The organism is Afipia carboxidovorans OM5 (assembly GCF_000218565.1).
Classification (GTDB): Bacteria; Pseudomonadota; Alphaproteobacteria; order Rhizobiales; family Xanthobacteraceae; genus Afipia; species Afipia carboxidovorans.
The window spans coordinates 3,523,625-3,540,099 of sequence record NC_015684.1 but is presented as its reverse complement, the minus strand read 5'-3'; the positions used below and the strand labels follow the sequence as shown (position 1 = coordinate 3,540,099).

Sequence of the window (16,475 nt, the reverse complement as noted above, 5' to 3'; positions counted from 1 at the left end):
ACTCAGCTCAACTCACGCAACAACGCTACGCTACGAACTCGTTTGATTGAGCATGATGCGATCCGAAAACCGCTTCGCACTTTTCGGCATCATGCTCGAGCTTACTGAACTTCGGCGACAACCCGTCCGACGCCGCGGCCGGTGAGGCCGATGGCGTGGGCTGCGCCCTTCGAGAGATCGAGGACGCGGCCGCGGATGAACGGCCCGCGGTCGTTCACGGTGACGACGACGCTGCGGCTGCCATGAGTGACCTTGAGGCGGGTGCCGAACGGCAGCGTGCGATGGGCGGCGGTCATGGCGTTCTGATTGAAGCGCTGGCCGGACGCGGTGCTGTTGCCGGATTCATTGCCGTAATAGGAAGCCACCCCGGAGAAGCTGTGGCCGCTTGAGATCGAGGCCTGGGCATTGCGCCAGGATTTCTGGCTGCGGGCTTCCGAGGCGTTAGTGCCGAGGCCGATAACACAGGCCATGGATAAAGCAGCGAGTGAAGTATTACGAATTGCAGAGGCCGCGCGCCGCCTCCCCCTCAAAGCATTCGACATCAAATGTTCCCTTATATCTCGGTGATCCAACTGGCTAGCAGGCTATAAATGAGTGCCTGCTGCACTTGGGGCGCTGGTTCATCGATCAATAAGGCATAAACAGGGCGTGTAATTAAGTTCCTCGCCGTATCACATGTTGGGAGGACCCGAGGCAATGCGCTCGGTTCTCTAGATAATACTTAATATATACTATTACCGCTCGATATGTATTTGCCTCTTCTTAATAGCCAAGATTTCAGTCCGGCTGCGTGCGAATAGAAGGTGCCGCCGTTTTCCACCTTGGCTATTACAATTATGCATATGCCTATGATTTGAGCGGGATGCTCGGAACCCGCTGTGGCTGAAGCACCGGAGGGAAGGCCGCTCGTTGTTCGGCCCGTCCTTCGGACTCCTCGTTCGAAGGTCCGAGCCCAGGAATCCCCTATGGTCGTTATGGTCATATTGCGCCTGTGAGCGCCCTATGTTAGCAAGCCCGCGATTTCAAGGCGCTGGGCGGAACGGCTTGGCCAGAGATCGAAGTTCAGCTTGAATTTCAGGGGCTTACATCGCTTGGCGCGAATTCCTGGCGCCTGTTCCCCGGCGGTGGATTTTCCTGAGACCTTCAACAGCAGAAGAGCATTTCGTGGCTACTGACGATACCTCAGTTTCAGGCGTGGCCGGACGGTACGCGACCGCCCTTTTCGAACTCGCACGAGACCAGAAGTCGATCGACGCCGTGCGCGCCGATGTCGACAAGTTCGCGGCCCTGCTTGCGGATAATCCGGATCTCGTCCGGCTGGTGCGCAGTCCGGTTTTCACCGCGCAGGAGCAGGGCAAGGCGCTCGACGCCGTGCTCACCAAAGCGGGCATTACCGGCATCACCGCGAATTTCCTGAAGGTTCTGACCGCCAATCGCCGCCTGTTTGCGGTGAACGATGTGATCCGCGCCTTCCGCGCGCTGGTCGCGAAATTCCGCGGCGAAGCCACGGCCGACGTCACGGTCGCCGAGCCGCTCAACGACAAGAATCTCGACGCGCTGAAAGCCTCGCTGAAATCAGTGACAGGCAAGGACGTCGATCTCAACGTGAAGGTGGATCCTTCGATCATCGGCGGGCTGATCGTCAAGCTCGGCAGCCGCATGGTTGATAGTTCGCTTCGCACCAAACTCAATTCGATCAAGCACGCGATGAAAGAGGCAGGCTGATGGACATCCGCGCCGCGGAAATTTCCGCAATCCTCAAGGACCAGATCAAGAATTTCGGTCAGGACGCCGAAGTCTCGGAAGTCGGTCAGGTTCTCTCCGTCGGCGACGGCATTGCCCGCGTCTATGGTCTCGACAACGTCCAGGCGGGCGAAATGGTCGAGTTCGAGAACGGCACGCGCGGCATGGCGCTGAACCTTGAAAGCGACAACGTCGGCATCGTGATCTTCGGCGCCGACCGCGAAATCAAGGAAGGCCAGACCGTCAAGCGCACCCGCGCCATCGTTGACACTCCGGTCGGCAAGGGGCTGCTCGGCCGCGTCGTCGACGCGCTCGGTAACCCGATCGACGGCAAGGGCCCGATCCAGTCCGACGAGCGCAAGCGCGTCGACGTCAAGGCGCCCGGCATCATTCCGCGCAAGTCGGTGCACGAGCCGATGGCGACCGGCCTCAAGGCCATCGACGCGCTGATCCCGATCGGCCGCGGCCAGCGCGAGCTCATCATCGGCGACCGCCAGACCGGCAAGACCGCGGTGGCGCTCGACACCATCCTCAACCAGAAGCCGCTCAACGTCGCCGGCGCTCCGGAAAGCCAGAAACTCTACTGCGTCTACGTCGCGGTCGGTCAGAAGCGCTCCACCGTCGCGCAGTTCGTGAAGGTGCTCGAAGAGCAGGGCGCGCTGGAATATTCCATCGTCGTTGCCGCGACCGCCTCGGACCCCGCGCCGATGCAGTACCTCGCGCCGTTCACCGGCTGCACCATGGGCGAGTACTTCCGCGACAACGGCATGCACGCCGTCATCATCTATGACGACTTGTCCAAGCAGGCCGTCGCCTACCGCCAGATGTCGCTCCTGCTGCGCCGCCCGCCGGGCCGTGAAGCTTACCCGGGCGACGTGTTCTACCTGCACTCCCGTTTGCTCGAGCGCTCGGCGAAGCTGAACGACTCGCTCGGTGCAGGCTCGCTCACCGCGCTGCCGGTCATCGAGACCCAGGCGAACGACGTGTCGGCCTACATTCCGACCAACGTGATTTCGATCACCGACGGTCAGATCTTCCTTGAGACCGACCTGTTCTTCCAGGGCATCCGCCCAGCGGTGAACGTCGGCCTCTCGGTGTCGCGCGTCGGCTCCTCGGCGCAGACCAAGGCGATGAAGAAGGTCGCCGGCAAGATCAAGGGCGAGCTCGCGCAGTACCGCGAAATGGCGGCGTTCGCGCAGTTCGGCTCGGACCTCGACGCTTCGACCCAGCGCCTCCTCAACCGCGGCGCGCGTCTGACCGAGCTTCTGAAGCAGCCGCAGTTCTCGCCGCTCAAGATGGAAGAGCAGGTCGTCGTGATCTGGGCCGGCACCAACGGCTATCTCGATGCGCTGCCGCTCAACAAGGTGCGCGCGTTCGAGGACGGGCTGCTGTCGCTTCTGCGCGGCAAGCACGTCGACATTCTGAACGCGATCCGCGACAGCCGCGATCTCTCCGACGATAACGCCGCCAAGCTCAAGAGCGTGGTCGACGGCTTCGTCAAGACGTTCGCTTAAACGCTTTCACCTCTCCCGCTTGCGGGGGAGGTCGACCGGCGAAGGCCGGTCGGGAGGGGGTATCTTTAAGCGCCCCCACCCCGGCCCTCCCCCGCAAGCGGGAGAGGGGGTGCAACCGAGATGTAGTGGACGAGACCGGAATGGCTTCACTCAAGGACATGCGTGTCCGCATCGCCTCCACCAAGGCGACGCAAAAGATCACCAAGGCCATGCAGATGGTCGCGGCCTCGAAGCTGCGCCGCGCGCAGATGGCGGCGGAAGCCGCGCGGCCTTACGCCGAGCGGATGGCCGCGGTGATTTCCAACATCGCCTCCGCCGCGGCGGGTTCCGACAGCGCGCCGGTTCTTCTGTCCGGCACCGGACGCGATCAGGTTCATCTTCTTCTGGTGTGCACCGGCGAGCGCGGCCTCTCCGGCGCTTTCAACTCCTCGATCGTGCGTCTTGCGCGCGACCGCGCTCTCGCGCTGATGAACGAGGGCAAGCAGGTCAAGATTTTCTGCGTCGGCCGCAAGGGCTACGAGCAGCTCCGCCGCCTGTTCGAGAAGCAGATCGTCGGCAACGTCGAGCTGCGCTCGGTGAAGGTGCTGGGCTACAAGAACGCCGAGGACATCGCCAAGAAGATCGTCGGCATGTTCGAGGCTGGTGAGTTCGACGTCTGCACGCTGTTCTATTCGCAGTTCAAGTCGGTGATCGCCCAGGTGCCGACCGCTCAGCAGATCATCCCGCTCGTGATCGAAGAGAAGGAAGAGGGGGCTGCGTCCGCCTCTGCCGTCTACGACTACGAGCCGGAAGAGAACGAAATTCTTGCCGACCTTCTGCCGCGCAACCTCGCGATCCAGATCTTCCGCGCGCTGCTTGAGAACAACGCCTCGTTCTACGGCGCGCAGATGACCGCGATGGACAACGCAACCCGCAACGCGGGGGACATGATCCGCAAGCAGACCCTGATTTATAACCGCACCCGACAGGCGATGATTACGAAGGAACTGATCGAAATCATCTCCGGCGCCGAGGCTATCTGAGGAGAGAAGCAATGCCATCTTACTCAACACAGGCGACAACGTCCGGCGGCCGCAACGGCCGTGCTGTTCTGGAAAACGGCGGCCTCGCGCTGGCGATGGCGCTGCCGAAGGACATCGGCGGCTCGGGTGAGGGACACAATCCCGAGCAGCTCTTCGCGCTCGGCTGGTCGGCCTGTTTCGGTCAGGCGATCCTCGTGCTTGCAAAGAAGCACGGCCTCGACGGCCAGGCCGCGAAAGTGACGTGCGACGTGACGCTGAACATCAACGATGGCTCGTTCTCGCTGTCGGCTGAGCTTCGTGTCGCGTTGCCGGGTGCCGACAAGGCCAAGCTGCAGGCCCTGATCGAAGATGCCCACTCGATTTGCCCGTATTCCAAGGCGACCAAGGGGAACGTCCCCGTCAAGCTGATCGCCGTCTAAGTTATCAAGGAGAGAGTTTCCATGGCCCAACCCGCCAATCAGGTCGGACGCATCACGCAGGTCATCGGTGCGGTCGTCGACGTGCAGTTCGACGGTTATCTGCCGGCGATTCTGAACGCGATTGAAACCACGAACCAGGGTCATCGCCTGGTGCTCGAGGTCGCGCAGCATCTCGGTGAATCCACCGTGCGCGCGATCGCGATGGACACCACCGAAGGTCTGGTGCGCGGACAGGAAGTCACCGACACCGGCGCACCGATCAAGGTGCCGGTCGGCGAGGGCACGCTCGGCCGCATCATGAACGTCGTCGGCGAGCCGGTCGACGAAGGCGGTCCGGTCAAGGCGGACGGCACCCGCGCGATCCACCAGGAAGCGCCGGCCTATACCGAGCAGTCGACCGAAGCTGAAATTCTCGTCACCGGCATCAAGGTCGTCGACCTGCTCGCGCCTTACGCCAAGGGCGGCAAGATCGGCCTGTTCGGCGGCGCGGGCGTCGGCAAGACCGTGCTCATTCAGGAACTGATCAACAACGTCGCGAAGGCCCACGGCGGCTACTCGGTGTTCGCCGGCGTCGGCGAGCGTACCCGCGAGGGCAACGACCTCTATCACGAGTTCATCGAATCGGGCGTGAACAAGAAGGGCGGTGGCGAAGGTTCGAAGTGCGCTCTCGTTTACGGCCAGATGAACGAGCCTCCGGGCGCGCGCGCCCGCGTCGGCCTCACCGGCCTCACCGTTGCGGAGCACTTCCGCGATCAGGGCCAGGACGTGCTGTTCTTCGTCGACAACATCTTCCGCTTCACGCAGGCGGGCTCGGAAGTGTCGGCGCTGCTCGGCCGTATTCCTTCGGCGGTGGGTTATCAGCCGACGCTTGCGACCGACATGGGCGCGCTGCAGGAGCGTATCACCACCACGACCAAGGGTTCGATCACCTCGGTGCAGGCGATTTACGTGCCGGCCGACGACTTGACCGACCCGGCGCCGGCGACCTCGTTCGCCCACTTGGACGCGACGACCGTGCTCAACCGCGCGATCTCGGAAAAGGGCATCTATCCGGCGGTGGACCCGCTCGACTCCACCTCGCGCATGCTGTCGCCGCTCGTCGTCGGTGAGGAGCACTATCAAACCGCGCGCATGGTTCAGCAGGTGCTGCAGCGCTACAAGTCGCTGCAGGACATCATCGCCATTCTCGGCATGGACGAACTGTCCGAAGAGGACAAGCTGACGGTGGCGCGCGCCCGCAAGATCGAGCGCTTCCTGTCGCAGCCGTTCCACGTCGCGGAAGTCTTCACCGGTTCGCCGGGCAAGTTCGTCGAGCTCGCCGACACCATCAAGGGCTTCAAGGGCCTTTGCGAGGGCAAGTACGACCACCTGCCGGAAGCAGCCTTCTACATGGTCGGCACCATCGAGGAAGCCGTCGAGAAGGGTAAGAAGCTCGCGGCGGAAGCGGCGTAAGAGTTTTCTCCCTCTCCCGCTCGCGGGGGAGGGCCGGGGAGGGGGCATTGCTTCCTCCCGATCTCCCCCTCCCGGACGCTTGCGCGTTCGACCTCCCCCGCAAGCGGGAGAGGTGAAGACAACGAGAAGTGAACATGGCTACCTTCCACTTCGATCTCGTCTCGCCGGAAAAGATCGCCTTCTCGGGCGAGGTCGAGCAGGTTGACGTTCCCGGCGTCGAGGGCGACTTCGGCGTGCTCGCGGGACACTCGCCGCTGGTGGCGAGCGTGCGCCCGGGCATTCTCACCGTCACCATCGGCGGCAAGCACGAGAAGATCATCGTGCTCGGCGGTCTGGCCGAAGTCTCCGAGAAGGGGCTCACGGTTCTTGCCGACACGGCAACCTCGCTCGCCGATCTCGACCGCGCGGCATTTGCTCGCCAGATCGAGGAGATGGAATCGAACTTGAAGAACGAAGAGCCCGGCAACGAGCTCGACAAGGCGATCGCGCGGCTCGACCACTTCAAGGTCATCCAGCAGCACATCACGTCGACCGGGATGCACTAAAGCTCTCGGTTTTGAAAATCAAAAAGCCCCGCTTTGGCGGGGCTTTTTCTTATTTGCGTGAAGCTACTTGTTGAAGGGTAAGCCCCTCCGCAACTCGCGATGCGCTCCCTCTCCCCGCCGGGGAGAGGTGAAGGAGACGTCGCTCGCAATGACGGTGGGGCAGCCCGCCTGCCTCACTCCCCCGCGAAGCGGGAAAACTCTTTCACCACGCGCTCGTAGACCGGGCGCTTGAAGGGCACGACGAGGTTGGGAAGATTCTGCATCGGCTCCCAGCGCCAGTCGACGAATTCCGCCTTGTGGCCGGCGGGTGAGGCGACATTGATCTCGCTGTCATCGCCGGTGAAGCGGATCGCAAACCACTTCTGCCGCTGGCCGCGATAGCGGCCCTTCCATGAGCGCCCGGCAATCATGCGCGGGATATCGTAGGTGAACCAGTCGGTCGCCTCGGCGAGTTTTTCGATCGAGCGTGCGTTGGTCTCTTCGAGAAGTTCGCGTTGCGCTGCTTCCCAGTAATCCTCGCCGGGATCGATGCCACCTTGCGGCATCTGCCAGACATGCGCGGGATCGATCAACTCGGTGCCGCCGACCCGCCGGCCGATGAAGACAAGCCCCTTGGGGTTGAGAAGCATCATGCCGACGCAACTGCGGTAGGGCAGATCTTCGTAACGCGCCATGAGAGAGACCTTCGACTGTATGGCTGTTGGCTCCGGCGCGCTGAGGGAAGGCGCTGGAGGTCAGCTCGATTTTGATTTCATCAGGGTGGTTGTCAACGGCACCAAAAGAATGCCTCGATTCTCCAGCCGCTGCGCCCATGCACCGATCCGTTCGATCGACACCGGCAGCGCCGAGGCCATGCCGACGGCGGTGCCGCGTTCGCGTGCGAGGTTCTCCAGCTTGGCGAGATTCTTGTCGATCTCGGCCGACGTCGGAACCTGATCGATCACCAGATCTGCGGTTGTGGACGGAGCACCTTGCGCGCCTGCAAGCTGGCCGGCGAGGCTGCGCGGCACCGAGCCGTCGTCGAACCATGCGAGGCCGCGGCGCGCGGCTTCCTGCACGATCGGCTGCATCGCGGCGTCGGAGACGACGAAGCGCGAGCCCATGAAGTTCGCAAGGCCGACATATCCCTGGAAGCGGCTCATGTGCCACATCAGACGATCGACATTCTGCTCCGCGCTTGCGGTGGCGAGCAGCGTCTGCGGGCCGGGATCGTTATCAGGATAATCGTAGGGCTCCATCGGCACCTGCAGCAGCACTTCGTGCTTCTGCGCGCGTGCGCGTGCAATCAGTTTGCCGGGATCGGAGCCGTAGGGTGTGAAGGCGAGCGTCACCGCGCCCGGCAGGCGCAGCACCGCGTCATTGGTCTTGGCCGAGCCGACACCGAGCCCGCCGATCACAAGCGAGATCGTCGGCATGGTGGCGGCGCGGGCGCGCTGCAGATCGGTGCTTGCGGCATAGACGCGCCAGGGCTTCAGCCCGTCGGCGGAAATAGGCACGAGGCCGTAACGTGAGTTCTCGAGAAGCCGCTGGTTGATGCCGGTCTGGAGCGCCGGGGTGTCGCTCTCGGTATCCGTGGAGCCTTCAGCGCCGACCACCATTTCGCGGCGCTGGCCGCTCGAGCCATCGATGATGGTGACGGTCTTCTGCCCGTTCGGCGCGGCAGCGGTGATCGGAGCGGCGGGCGGAATGGCGGACTGGGTCGCGCCCGGCAGTTTGGCGGGGTCGTAGGTTGCGGTCACGATCGGCTCGCCGCCCATCGGGTCGCGCCCGAAGATCGCAAAGCCGAGAAAGGTCAGCAGAAACAGGCCTGAGACGGTGGCGATGGCCTGCGGCGCGGTGAAAGGCAGCCGAAAGCGACGCCGGCGCGGCGCATTCTGCCCGAGCGGCGCGCTGAAATCATCGACCACGGTGGGAGGCCCTGCGAATCATCGCGCGAATCCTACCATGAGCAGGTGGGATCGCCTCGCCCGGCCTTGGCCCTCAGACAGCCCGGCGGGGGCGAGCCGGGTTGCCGACCACGGTCGTGCCGGCGGCAACGTCGGACGTCACCACGCTCCCTGCGCCGATCAGGGCGCCATCACCGATGGTGATACCGGGCAGAATGATCGCACCGCCGCCGATCCAGACATCGGAACCGATCGTGACCGGCCGGGCAAATTCAAACCCCTCGCGGCGCTGGGCGGGATCGCGCAGATGGTCGGCGGCGTAGATCTGCACGGCGGGGCCGATCTGGGTGCGGTCGCCGATGGTGACATAGGTCACGTCGAGCACGACGCAGTTGAAGTTCATGAACACGCCTGTGCCGAGACGGATATTGAAACCGTAATCGCAATAGAACGGCGGGCGCAGGTCGCACTGCTCACCCGTCGTCATCCGCTCGCGCAGCACGGCAAGCCGTGCGGCGGCAGGCTGGCCGAGCATTGCATTGTAGCGCGCGAGCCAGACCTGCGTTGCGGCGCTGTCGGCCTGAATCTGCGGATCGCTCGGCAGATACAATTCGCCTGCGAGCATCTTTTCTTTTTCGCTCATGGTCTTGCTCATCGGCTGCCTCGTATCGCTGTTGGTAACCCTGAAATAAAGAAGGCGGCCGCTGGGGCCGCCTTCTTATTAATCGTGAAGCGAAGAGTTAGTTCGCCGTTTTGCCGCCCGACGGAGGCGGGGTCGTCGTATTGGCAGCGTTATGCTTGATGCCGTGCAGAAGATCGATGGCGGTGTGCAGCGCCTTGTCGTTCTTCTCATCCGGCGGGACATAAGACTGCGAGCCTGTTTCCTCCTGCCCGTCCGCCTTGAGGTGGCCGCGCAGCGAAGCCTCGCCCTTGGTGTCGGTCTTGGCCTTCAGCTCGTCCGGAATATCCTGCAGCACTTCGATGTCCGGGCTGATGCCCTTGGCCTGGATCGACTTGCCAGACGGCGTGAAGTAGCGCGCGGTGGTGAGGCGCAGCGCGCCGTTGTTCGAACCGAGCGGAATGATGGTCTGCACCGAGCCCTTGCCGAACGAGCGCGTGCCGATCGTGGTCGAACGCTTCTGATCCTGCAGTGCGCCGGCGACGATCTCCGACGCGGACGCCGAACCACCGTTGATCAGCACGACAACCGGCTTGCCCTTGGCAAGGTCGCCGGGCTTGGCGGTGCGGCGCTGGGTTTCCTCGGCATTGCGGCCGCGGGTCGAGACGATCTCGCCGCGATCGAGGAAGGCGTCCGACACAGAGACCGCTTCTTCCAGCAAGCCGCCGGGGTTGTTGCGCAGGTCGAGGATGTAGCCCTTGACCTTGTCGTTGCCGCCGATCTGCTGCTGGAGATTGGTCATCTCCTTCTTCAGCCCTTCGGTGGTCTGCTCGTTGAACGAGGTAATGCGGATATAGGCGATATCGCCTTCCTGCACCTTGGCACGCACCGCACGGACGCGGATGTTGTCGCGTGTCAGCGTCACCTCGATCGGCTTATCCTGACCCTTGCGGACAATCTTGAGCTTGATCTTGGTGTTGACCGGGCCGCGCATCTTGTCGACGGCCTGGTTCAGGGTGAGGCCCTGCACCGCTTCGTCGTCGAGATTGGTGATGATGTCGTTGGCAAGGATGCCGGCCCGCGAGGCAGGTGTGTCGTCGATCGGTGAGACCACCTTGATGAGGCCGTCTTCCATCGTCACCTCGATGCCGAGCCCGCCGAACTCACCGCGGGTCTGCACCTGCATATCCTTGAAGCTCTTTGAATCCATATAGCTCGAATGCGGGTCGAGGCCGGTCAGCATGCCGCTGATGGCGCTCTCGATCAGCTTCTTGTCGTCGGGCTTCTCGACGTAGTCGCTGCGGACGCGGTCGAATACATCGCCGAACAGATTGAGCTGGCGATAGGTGTCGGCGGCGGCCGCGCGGGCTGTGGTGCCCATCAGCGACGCGCGCGGCTGGGTCAACAGGAGGGTCGCGGCGGCGCCGGCGGCGGCGCTGAGAAGAATGAGAGAAGTCTTGCGCATCATCCGCGAACCTTTTCGCCTTCCTTTGCAGTCCACCACGGACCTGGGTCGATCGGAGTCCCGTCTTTCCGGAACTCAATATACAGCACGGGCTGGCTCGATGGCGCTGCCAGAATGGAGGCGACCTGAGACTGTGATCCCATCGTCGCCACCGGCTCCCCCGTCAGTACAAACTGGCCAATATTGACCGAAATACGGTCCATTCCGGCGAGCAGGACATGATACCCGCCGCCCGCATTGAGGATCAAGAGTTGTCCATAGCTGCGGAACGGCCCGGCATAGACCACCCACCCGTCACACGGGGTTGTGACCTGTCCACCGGGGCGCGTTGCGATTGAAATGCCCTTTTCCTGCCCGCCATTACCGTCCGGCCCGCCATAGCTTCGGATCTTCGTGCCGTTGACCGGGAGAGGTAACAATCCCTTTGCGGTGGCAAAGGCGATCGCCGGGCTGAGGCGCGCGGTGTCCTGCATGCCGCGCAAATTTGGCTTTCCGTTGACGGAGGGAGGAGTTCCTTTCAATTCCGCAGCGGCCGCCGCCTTGGCGGCGCTCTGCAGGTCCTGTTCCATTTTGGCAATGAGGTCCTGCAGGCTACCCGCCTCCTTGGCGAGGTTCGCGGCGCGCCGGGCTTCCGCCGCCATGTTGCGCTCGATCTCGGACTGCTGCTTCTGCCGCTCCTCGACCAGCGCGGCGAGGCGTGTGCTGTCGGTGGTCAACCGATCGCGCTCGCCTTTGAGGCGGTCACGTTCCTCCGATATGTTTTTGCGCACCTGAATGAGCTCGCCGAGATCGCTCGCAAGCTGTAGCGCACGGGCGCGCATTTCCGGGACCGTGGCGCCGAGCAGCATCGCGGTGTGCAGCGATTGCAGCGAGTCCTCCGGCGTCACCAGAAGTGCTGGCGGTGCGCGACGGCCGGCGCGCTGCAAGGCCGCGAGCACTTCCCCGATCCGGTCACGCCGCGTCTCCAGTGACAGGCGAATCTCGGCCTCGCGTGCATCGAGCGGGCGGATGCGGCCCTCGCTGTCGCTGATGTTGGTCTCGATGGTGCGGATGCGGGCGGCGGTGTCGATCAGTTGCTGGTTGAGCTTGGTGCGGTCCTGACCGAGGGTCGCGATCTCGGCCTTGAGGCGCTGCTCGGCCTCGGCCGCTTCTTTCTGCTTCGCGCGCAACGCCTCGAGCTCTTTGTTGCGCTGGTCGATGGCCGCCTGATCGGGCGGTGACGGTGATGCGGTTTGTGCGAGTACACCCGATGCCGTGAGCGAGAGCACGAGCGCAACCGCTCCGCCGCGGCAAAGCCGGGAGCGAAGAGACGGATGGCGCACGGCGAAAATCAAATTGAGGTCTCCGCTCAGGCCCGGTGATAGGGGTGGCCGGCGAGAATCGTACCGGCCCGATAAATCTGCTCCAGCAGCAGGATACGCACGATCTGATGCGGCCAGGTCGCCTTGCCGAACGCGAGGCGGATTTTCGCCACGCGGCTCAACTCAGCGGAGAGGCCGTCAGCGCCGCCGATCAGGAACACCGCACAGGGGACCGAATCGTCGCGCCAGCGCCCAAGATGGCGGGCCAGTGTGGCGCTGTCGAGATTGTCGCCGCGCTCGCTGAGCGCCACGACGGCGGCATGCTCGGGAATATGCGCGGCGATGGCGTTGGCTTCCTCCGCGATCCGCCCGGTCGCATCGGCATGACGGCTCTCCGGCAGCTCGACGATATCGAGGCCGCGAAAACCGAGCTTGCGGCCGAGACTCTCGAAACGCTCGCGATAGCGCTCGGCAAGCTCGCGCTCCGGGCCCTGCTTGAGGCGGCCGACGGCAATGACGATGATCCGCATCGTATCCTGTACGCGGACGAGCCCGCGCGTTTGTCGGGTCTGTCCTTTCGGGGGAGCGTCGTTTGTCCGGCGAAATGGCAAGCCGGGTCAAGACCATCTCAAGACCGTTGCGCTTGCCTTATGTCTTGTCCGCGGCCGTCAAAATCCCTGTGGCGGCCCGCAGGCCGCGCGTGATGGGGTCAGTTCGCGCGCCGTGGGCCGGTCAGCGCGCCTTCTTCGCCGGTTTCTCCGAGGTCCACATCTTTTCGAGATTGTAGAACTCGCGCACCTCGGGCCGGAAGACGTGGACGATGACGTCGCCGGAATCGATGAGCACCCAATCGCAATTGGGCAGCCCTTCGACATGCGGGGCTGTAACGCCACTTTCTTTCAGGCCCTTGACGACATCCTCCGCGATCGCGCCGACATGGCGGTTCACCCGTCCGGTGGTGATGACCATGTAGTCGGTGAGAGGGGATTTGCCGCGAAGGTCGATGGTGATCGTCTCCTCGGCCTTCATATCATCGAGGCGAGAGAGGATCAGGCTCAGCGTCTCGTCGGCGTCAGGGCGCGCCTTCGGGACAGCGATGGGGGAAAGCTTGGCTTCCGCCCGAGACAATGCAGATGCGGTCAGGGACCACTCCTTTCACTGTATTGCGGGCATCGAATCCACGCTGCCCGCAGGTTGTATTTTACGCATGTGATATCGCGGCTTTCAATCGTCCAGCCTGACGCGGCTTATAAGTTGTGCTGTTTGTGTCACGTCTTCCAGCTCCCGTCCGGGTTCCGCCTCGCGGTCGACGACAACGGCGACTTCATACCGGTCAGGAACACCCAGGCCGGCGGCGTCATGGCAAGCAGGCGCGGGGCGTCGCGTTCCGCGATGCGGTGTTGTGCCAGGGCTTGTGCAGCCGGTGAGCATAATGCGCCGAGGTTTTCAGGCGGCCGGTCGATCACGGCGATCGGGACGTCGGCGGCAATGGTGCGCCAACCCTTCCAGCGATGGAATTGCGCGAGATTGTCGGCTCCCATGATCCAGACAAAACGCACGGCAGCACAGCGCCGCTTCAGAAACGCAATGGTGTCGACCGTATATCGCGTGCCGATGACGGATTCGAGACAGCTCACGTCGATCCGCGGATGGCGGGCAAGGTCGCGCGCGGCCTCCATGCGTTTTTCGAGGCTGTGCGGCGCGTCGCTCTTCAATGGATTGCCCGGCGTCACCAGCCACCACACCCGGTCGAGCCCGAGCCGCTTCATCGCGAACAACGAAATGTCGCGATGCGCCTGATGCGGCGGATTGAACGAGCCACCCAACAGGCCGATGCGCATACCCTCTGTATGGAGCGGGATCGCCTCGCGCAGCTCCGGCAAAGAGGTCACGGGCGCGTCTGCCCCGTGCCGTGGACGCGATATTTGAACGACGTCAGTTGCTCGACGCCGACCGGGCCGCGAGCATGAAACTTGCCGGTGGCGATTCCAATTTCTGCGCCGAAGCCGAACTCGCCGCCGTCGGCGAATTGTGTCGAGGCGTTGTGCAGCACGATTGCGGAATCGACCTCGTTGAGGAAGCGCGTCGCCGCCGTTGCATCGTCGGTGACGATGGCGTCGGTATGATGCGAGCCGTAACGCTCGATATGCGCGATCGCTTCGTCGAGACCGCCGACGACTTTCGCGGCGATGATCGGCGCTTCGAATTCGGTCGCCCAGTCGTCCTCGGTCACGGGCGTCACGCGCGCATCGGCCTTTTGCACGTCGGTATCGCCGCGCACTTCGCAGCCGGCGTCGATCAGCATGCCGACGAGAGGCTTGAGCTGCGCGGGCGCCGCAGCCTTGTCGACAAGCAGCGTCTCGGCCGCGCCGCAAATGCCGGGGCGACGCATCTTGGCGTTGAGCACAATGGTCTTGGCCATGTCGAGCGAAGCGGCCTTGTCGACGAACACATGGTTGTTGCCGTCGAGATGCGCGAACACCGGCACGCGCGCCTCGGCTTCGACGCGCGCGACGAGGCTCTTGCCGCCGCGCGGCACGATGACGTCGATCCGGCCGTCGAGGCCGGAGAGCAAAAGACCGACGGCGGCGCGATCGCGCGTCGGCACCAGCGAGATTGCGGCTTCCGGCAGACCGGCTTCGCGCAAGCCCTGCGTCAGACAGGCATGGATCGCCTGACAGGACCGGAAGCTGTCCGAGCCGCCGCGCAGGATCACGGCGTTGCCGGATTTCAGGCACAGCGCGCCGGCATCCGCCAGCACGTTCGGACGGCTCTCGAAAATTACCGCGGCAACCCCGAGCGGTACACGCACGCGCTCGATGGTCATTCCGTTCGGGCGAGTCCATCGCTCAGTCACCTTGCCGACCGGATCGTCGAGGCCGCGCACGACATCAAGTCCCGCCGCCATCGTCTCGATGCGTGCATCGTTGAGTGCAAGACGATCGACGAACGCGGGCGTTGCGCCGGAGGCGCGGGCCTCAGCGACGTCCTCGGCGTTGGCCGCAAGAAGTTTGGGCGCGGACGCACGCAAGGCCGCCGCCATCGCGGCAAGGCCTGTGTTCTTCTGCTCGGCCGGGGCCAGCGCAAGCACGCGTGCAGCCGCGCGCGCCTTGGTGGCGAGGTCAGCCATCAGAGCGGCAAGATCGGTGTCGTCGGCTTTCAGCGGGGCGTTCATGAGCGTCTGTCTTGAGCGGTTTCTTGAGCGTCTATGTAGGGTGGCGCGCGCCGGATTTCATGCCGTAGCATAGAAACAGGCAGGCGGGGAGCAGGCAGCCCGCTCGGCCATTGGCCGAGTGTGGTGCTCGATCAGGCGCTTGGCTCCGGAGCCGGCGTGGAGACGCCATGGCTACCGTTATTGTGGCCATTGTCGTGATGGTGCGACACCACGAGGTCGTCGCGGTGGATCATTTCCGGGCGGCCGGTAAGGCCCAAAATCTTGGATGCCGCCGCCGAGGATTTTCCCTTGATGCGCTCGGCATTGTCGGCGCTGTAGGCGACAAGCCCGCGGCCGATTTCGTGGCCGTCCGGACCGCGCACCACCACGGCATCGCCGCGAGCAAACGTTCCCTCGATACGCGTGACGCCTGCGGCCAGGAGGCTGCGCCCGGCGTCCAGCGCCTTCACCGCGCCGGCATCGATCACCAGAACACCTTTCGGCTCCAGCGAGCCCGCGATCCAGCGCTTGCGCGCGGTTACCGGATTCGCCGGTGTGAGGAACCATGTGCAGGGGCCGCCGTCGATGATGGCCTGCAACGGATGATCGATCTTGCCGGAGGCGATCAGCATATGCGTGCCTGCGGAGGTTGCGATCTTCGCCGCTTCGATCTTGGTCCGCATGCCGCCGCGCGATAATTCGGACCCGGCCGCGCCCGCCATTGCCTCGATATCCGCCGTCACCGATTCCACCACGGGGATCAGCTTCGCATTCGGATTGATGCCGGGCGGGGCGGTGTAGAGCCCGTCGATGTCGGAGAGCAGGATCAGCAGATCGGAGCTCGTCATGGTGGCGACGCGCGCGGCGAGACGGTCGTTGTCGCCATAGCGGATTTCGCTGGTCGCGACGGTGTCGTTCTCGTTGATGACCGGCACCGCGCGCCATTCCAGAAGCTTCGAGATGGTCGAGCGGGCATTGAGATAACGGCGGCGTTCCTCGGTGTCACGTAATGTGACCAAAATCTGTCCGGCGCCGATGCCGTGATGGTCGAGCACTTTTGCCCAGATCCGTGCCAGCGCGATCTGGCCGACGGCGGCGGCCGCCTGGCTTTCCTCGAGCTTCAGCGTGCCGGACGGCAGTTTCAGTCGCGAGCGGCCGAGCGCGATCGAACCGGAAGAGACGACCAGCACATCCTTGCCGGCGCGATGCAGCGCCGCGATGTCGTCGGCCAGCGCGGCGAGCCAGGCGCTTTTCACCTTGCCCGCGGCGGAGTCGATCAGGAGCGACGAGCCGACCTTGATGACGATGCGGCGGAAATCGGTCAGCCGGAGATCAGAATGCGACATGGAGAAAAG

At 63.8% G+C, this 16,475-nt stretch carries 17 protein-coding genes; 6 read left to right on the top strand and 11 right to left on the bottom strand.

Annotated features, from left to right (window positions below):
• Positions 1-101: 101 nt before the first annotated feature.
• Positions 102-542 carry a septal ring lytic transglycosylase RlpA family protein gene (locus tag OCA5_RS16825; RefSeq protein WP_013913414.1) on the bottom strand — a complete coding sequence of 147 codons (441 nt, stop codon included), beginning with the start codon at positions 540-542 and terminating at the stop codon, positions 102-104.
• A 622-nt stretch (positions 543-1,164) separates the two neighbouring features.
• Here OCA5_RS16825 and OCA5_RS16820 point away from each other — a divergent pair.
• The 6 genes from OCA5_RS16820 (at position 1,165) to OCA5_RS16795 (ending at position 6,695) form a co-directional block, all read left to right on the top strand.
• Positions 1,165-1,725 (top strand): F0F1 ATP synthase subunit delta, encoded by a 561-nt coding sequence (locus OCA5_RS16820; protein WP_012561766.1) that lies wholly within the window; start codon positions 1,165-1,167, stop codon positions 1,723-1,725.
• Entirely contained in the window at positions 1,725-3,257 is a 1,533-nt protein-coding gene (gene atpA, locus OCA5_RS16815; protein WP_012561767.1) for a F0F1 ATP synthase subunit alpha, read from the top strand. Before OCA5_RS16820 ends, atpA begins: the two co-directional genes overlap by 1 nt.
• Positions 3,258-3,397: 140 nt before the next feature.
• Positions 3,398-4,279: a F0F1 ATP synthase subunit gamma gene (locus OCA5_RS16810; RefSeq protein ID WP_013913413.1), complete on the top strand. Its 882-nt coding sequence runs from the start codon at positions 3,398-3,400 to the stop codon at positions 4,277-4,279.
• A gap of 11 nt (positions 4,280-4,290) precedes the next feature.
• The gene (locus OCA5_RS16805; RefSeq protein WP_012561769.1) at positions 4,291-4,698 is read left to right on the top strand and encodes an organic hydroperoxide resistance protein; all 408 of its coding nucleotides are present in this window, start codon (positions 4,291-4,293) and stop codon (positions 4,696-4,698) included.
• 21 nt (positions 4,699-4,719) lie between these two features.
• Complete coding sequence (gene atpD / locus OCA5_RS16800) at positions 4,720-6,150, top strand: F0F1 ATP synthase subunit beta (protein ID WP_012561770.1); 1,431 nt, start codon at positions 4,720-4,722, stop codon at positions 6,148-6,150.
• Between the two features lie 134 nt (positions 6,151-6,284).
• Complete coding sequence (locus OCA5_RS16795) at positions 6,285-6,695, top strand: F0F1 ATP synthase subunit epsilon (RefSeq protein ID WP_012561771.1); 411 nt, start codon at positions 6,285-6,287, stop codon at positions 6,693-6,695.
• Between the two features lie 173 nt (positions 6,696-6,868).
• Here OCA5_RS16795 and OCA5_RS16790 read toward each other — a convergent pair whose 3' ends face one another.
• From OCA5_RS16790 to proB, 10 genes are all read right to left on the bottom strand, one after another.
• A complete protein-coding gene (locus OCA5_RS16790; RefSeq protein ID WP_012561772.1) occupies positions 6,869-7,369 on the bottom strand; it encodes an RNA pyrophosphohydrolase in 501 nt (166 codons plus the stop codon).
• A 60-nt stretch (positions 7,370-7,429) separates the two neighbouring features.
• Positions 7,430-8,602: a divergent polysaccharide deacetylase family protein gene (locus tag OCA5_RS16785; protein ID WP_012561773.1), complete on the bottom strand. Its 1,173-nt coding sequence runs from the start codon at positions 8,600-8,602 to the stop codon at positions 7,430-7,432.
• Positions 8,603-8,675: 73 nt separating this feature from the next.
• Positions 8,676-9,236, bottom strand: coding sequence for a sugar O-acetyltransferase (locus OCA5_RS16780; RefSeq protein ID WP_012561774.1), 561 nt, complete (start codon positions 9,234-9,236; stop codon positions 8,676-8,678).
• A gap of 85 nt (positions 9,237-9,321) precedes the next feature.
• Positions 9,322-10,668, bottom strand: a complete 1,347-nt coding sequence (locus tag OCA5_RS16775) for a S41 family peptidase (RefSeq protein ID WP_012561775.1) — start codon at positions 10,666-10,668, stop codon at positions 9,322-9,324.
• Entirely contained in the window at positions 10,665-11,999 is a 1,335-nt protein-coding gene (locus OCA5_RS16770; RefSeq protein WP_012561776.1) for a murein hydrolase activator EnvC family protein, read from the bottom strand. The genes OCA5_RS16775 and OCA5_RS16770 overlap by 4 nt, the downstream gene beginning before the upstream one ends.
• Before the next feature lie 14 nt (positions 12,000-12,013).
• A complete protein-coding gene (gene rlmH / locus OCA5_RS16765) occupies positions 12,014-12,496 on the bottom strand; it encodes a 23S rRNA (pseudouridine(1915)-N(3))-methyltransferase RlmH (protein ID WP_012561777.1) in 483 nt (160 codons plus the stop codon).
• Between the two features lie 202 nt (positions 12,497-12,698).
• Positions 12,699-13,094, bottom strand: a complete 396-nt coding sequence (gene rsfS / locus OCA5_RS16760) for a ribosome silencing factor (RefSeq protein ID WP_012561778.1) — start codon at positions 13,092-13,094, stop codon at positions 12,699-12,701.
• A 140-nt stretch (positions 13,095-13,234) separates the two neighbouring features.
• Positions 13,235-13,849, bottom strand: coding sequence for a nicotinate-nucleotide adenylyltransferase (locus OCA5_RS16755; protein WP_013913412.1), 615 nt, complete (start codon positions 13,847-13,849; stop codon positions 13,235-13,237).
• 5 nt (positions 13,850-13,854) lie between these two features.
• Positions 13,855-15,141, bottom strand: coding sequence for a glutamate-5-semialdehyde dehydrogenase (locus tag OCA5_RS16750; RefSeq protein WP_012561780.1), 1,287 nt, complete (start codon positions 15,139-15,141; stop codon positions 13,855-13,857).
• Between the two features lie 131 nt (positions 15,142-15,272).
• Positions 15,273-16,466, bottom strand: a complete 1,194-nt coding sequence (gene proB, locus OCA5_RS16745) for a glutamate 5-kinase (protein ID WP_012561781.1) — start codon at positions 16,464-16,466, stop codon at positions 15,273-15,275.
• Between the last annotated feature and the right edge of the window lie 9 nt (positions 16,467-16,475).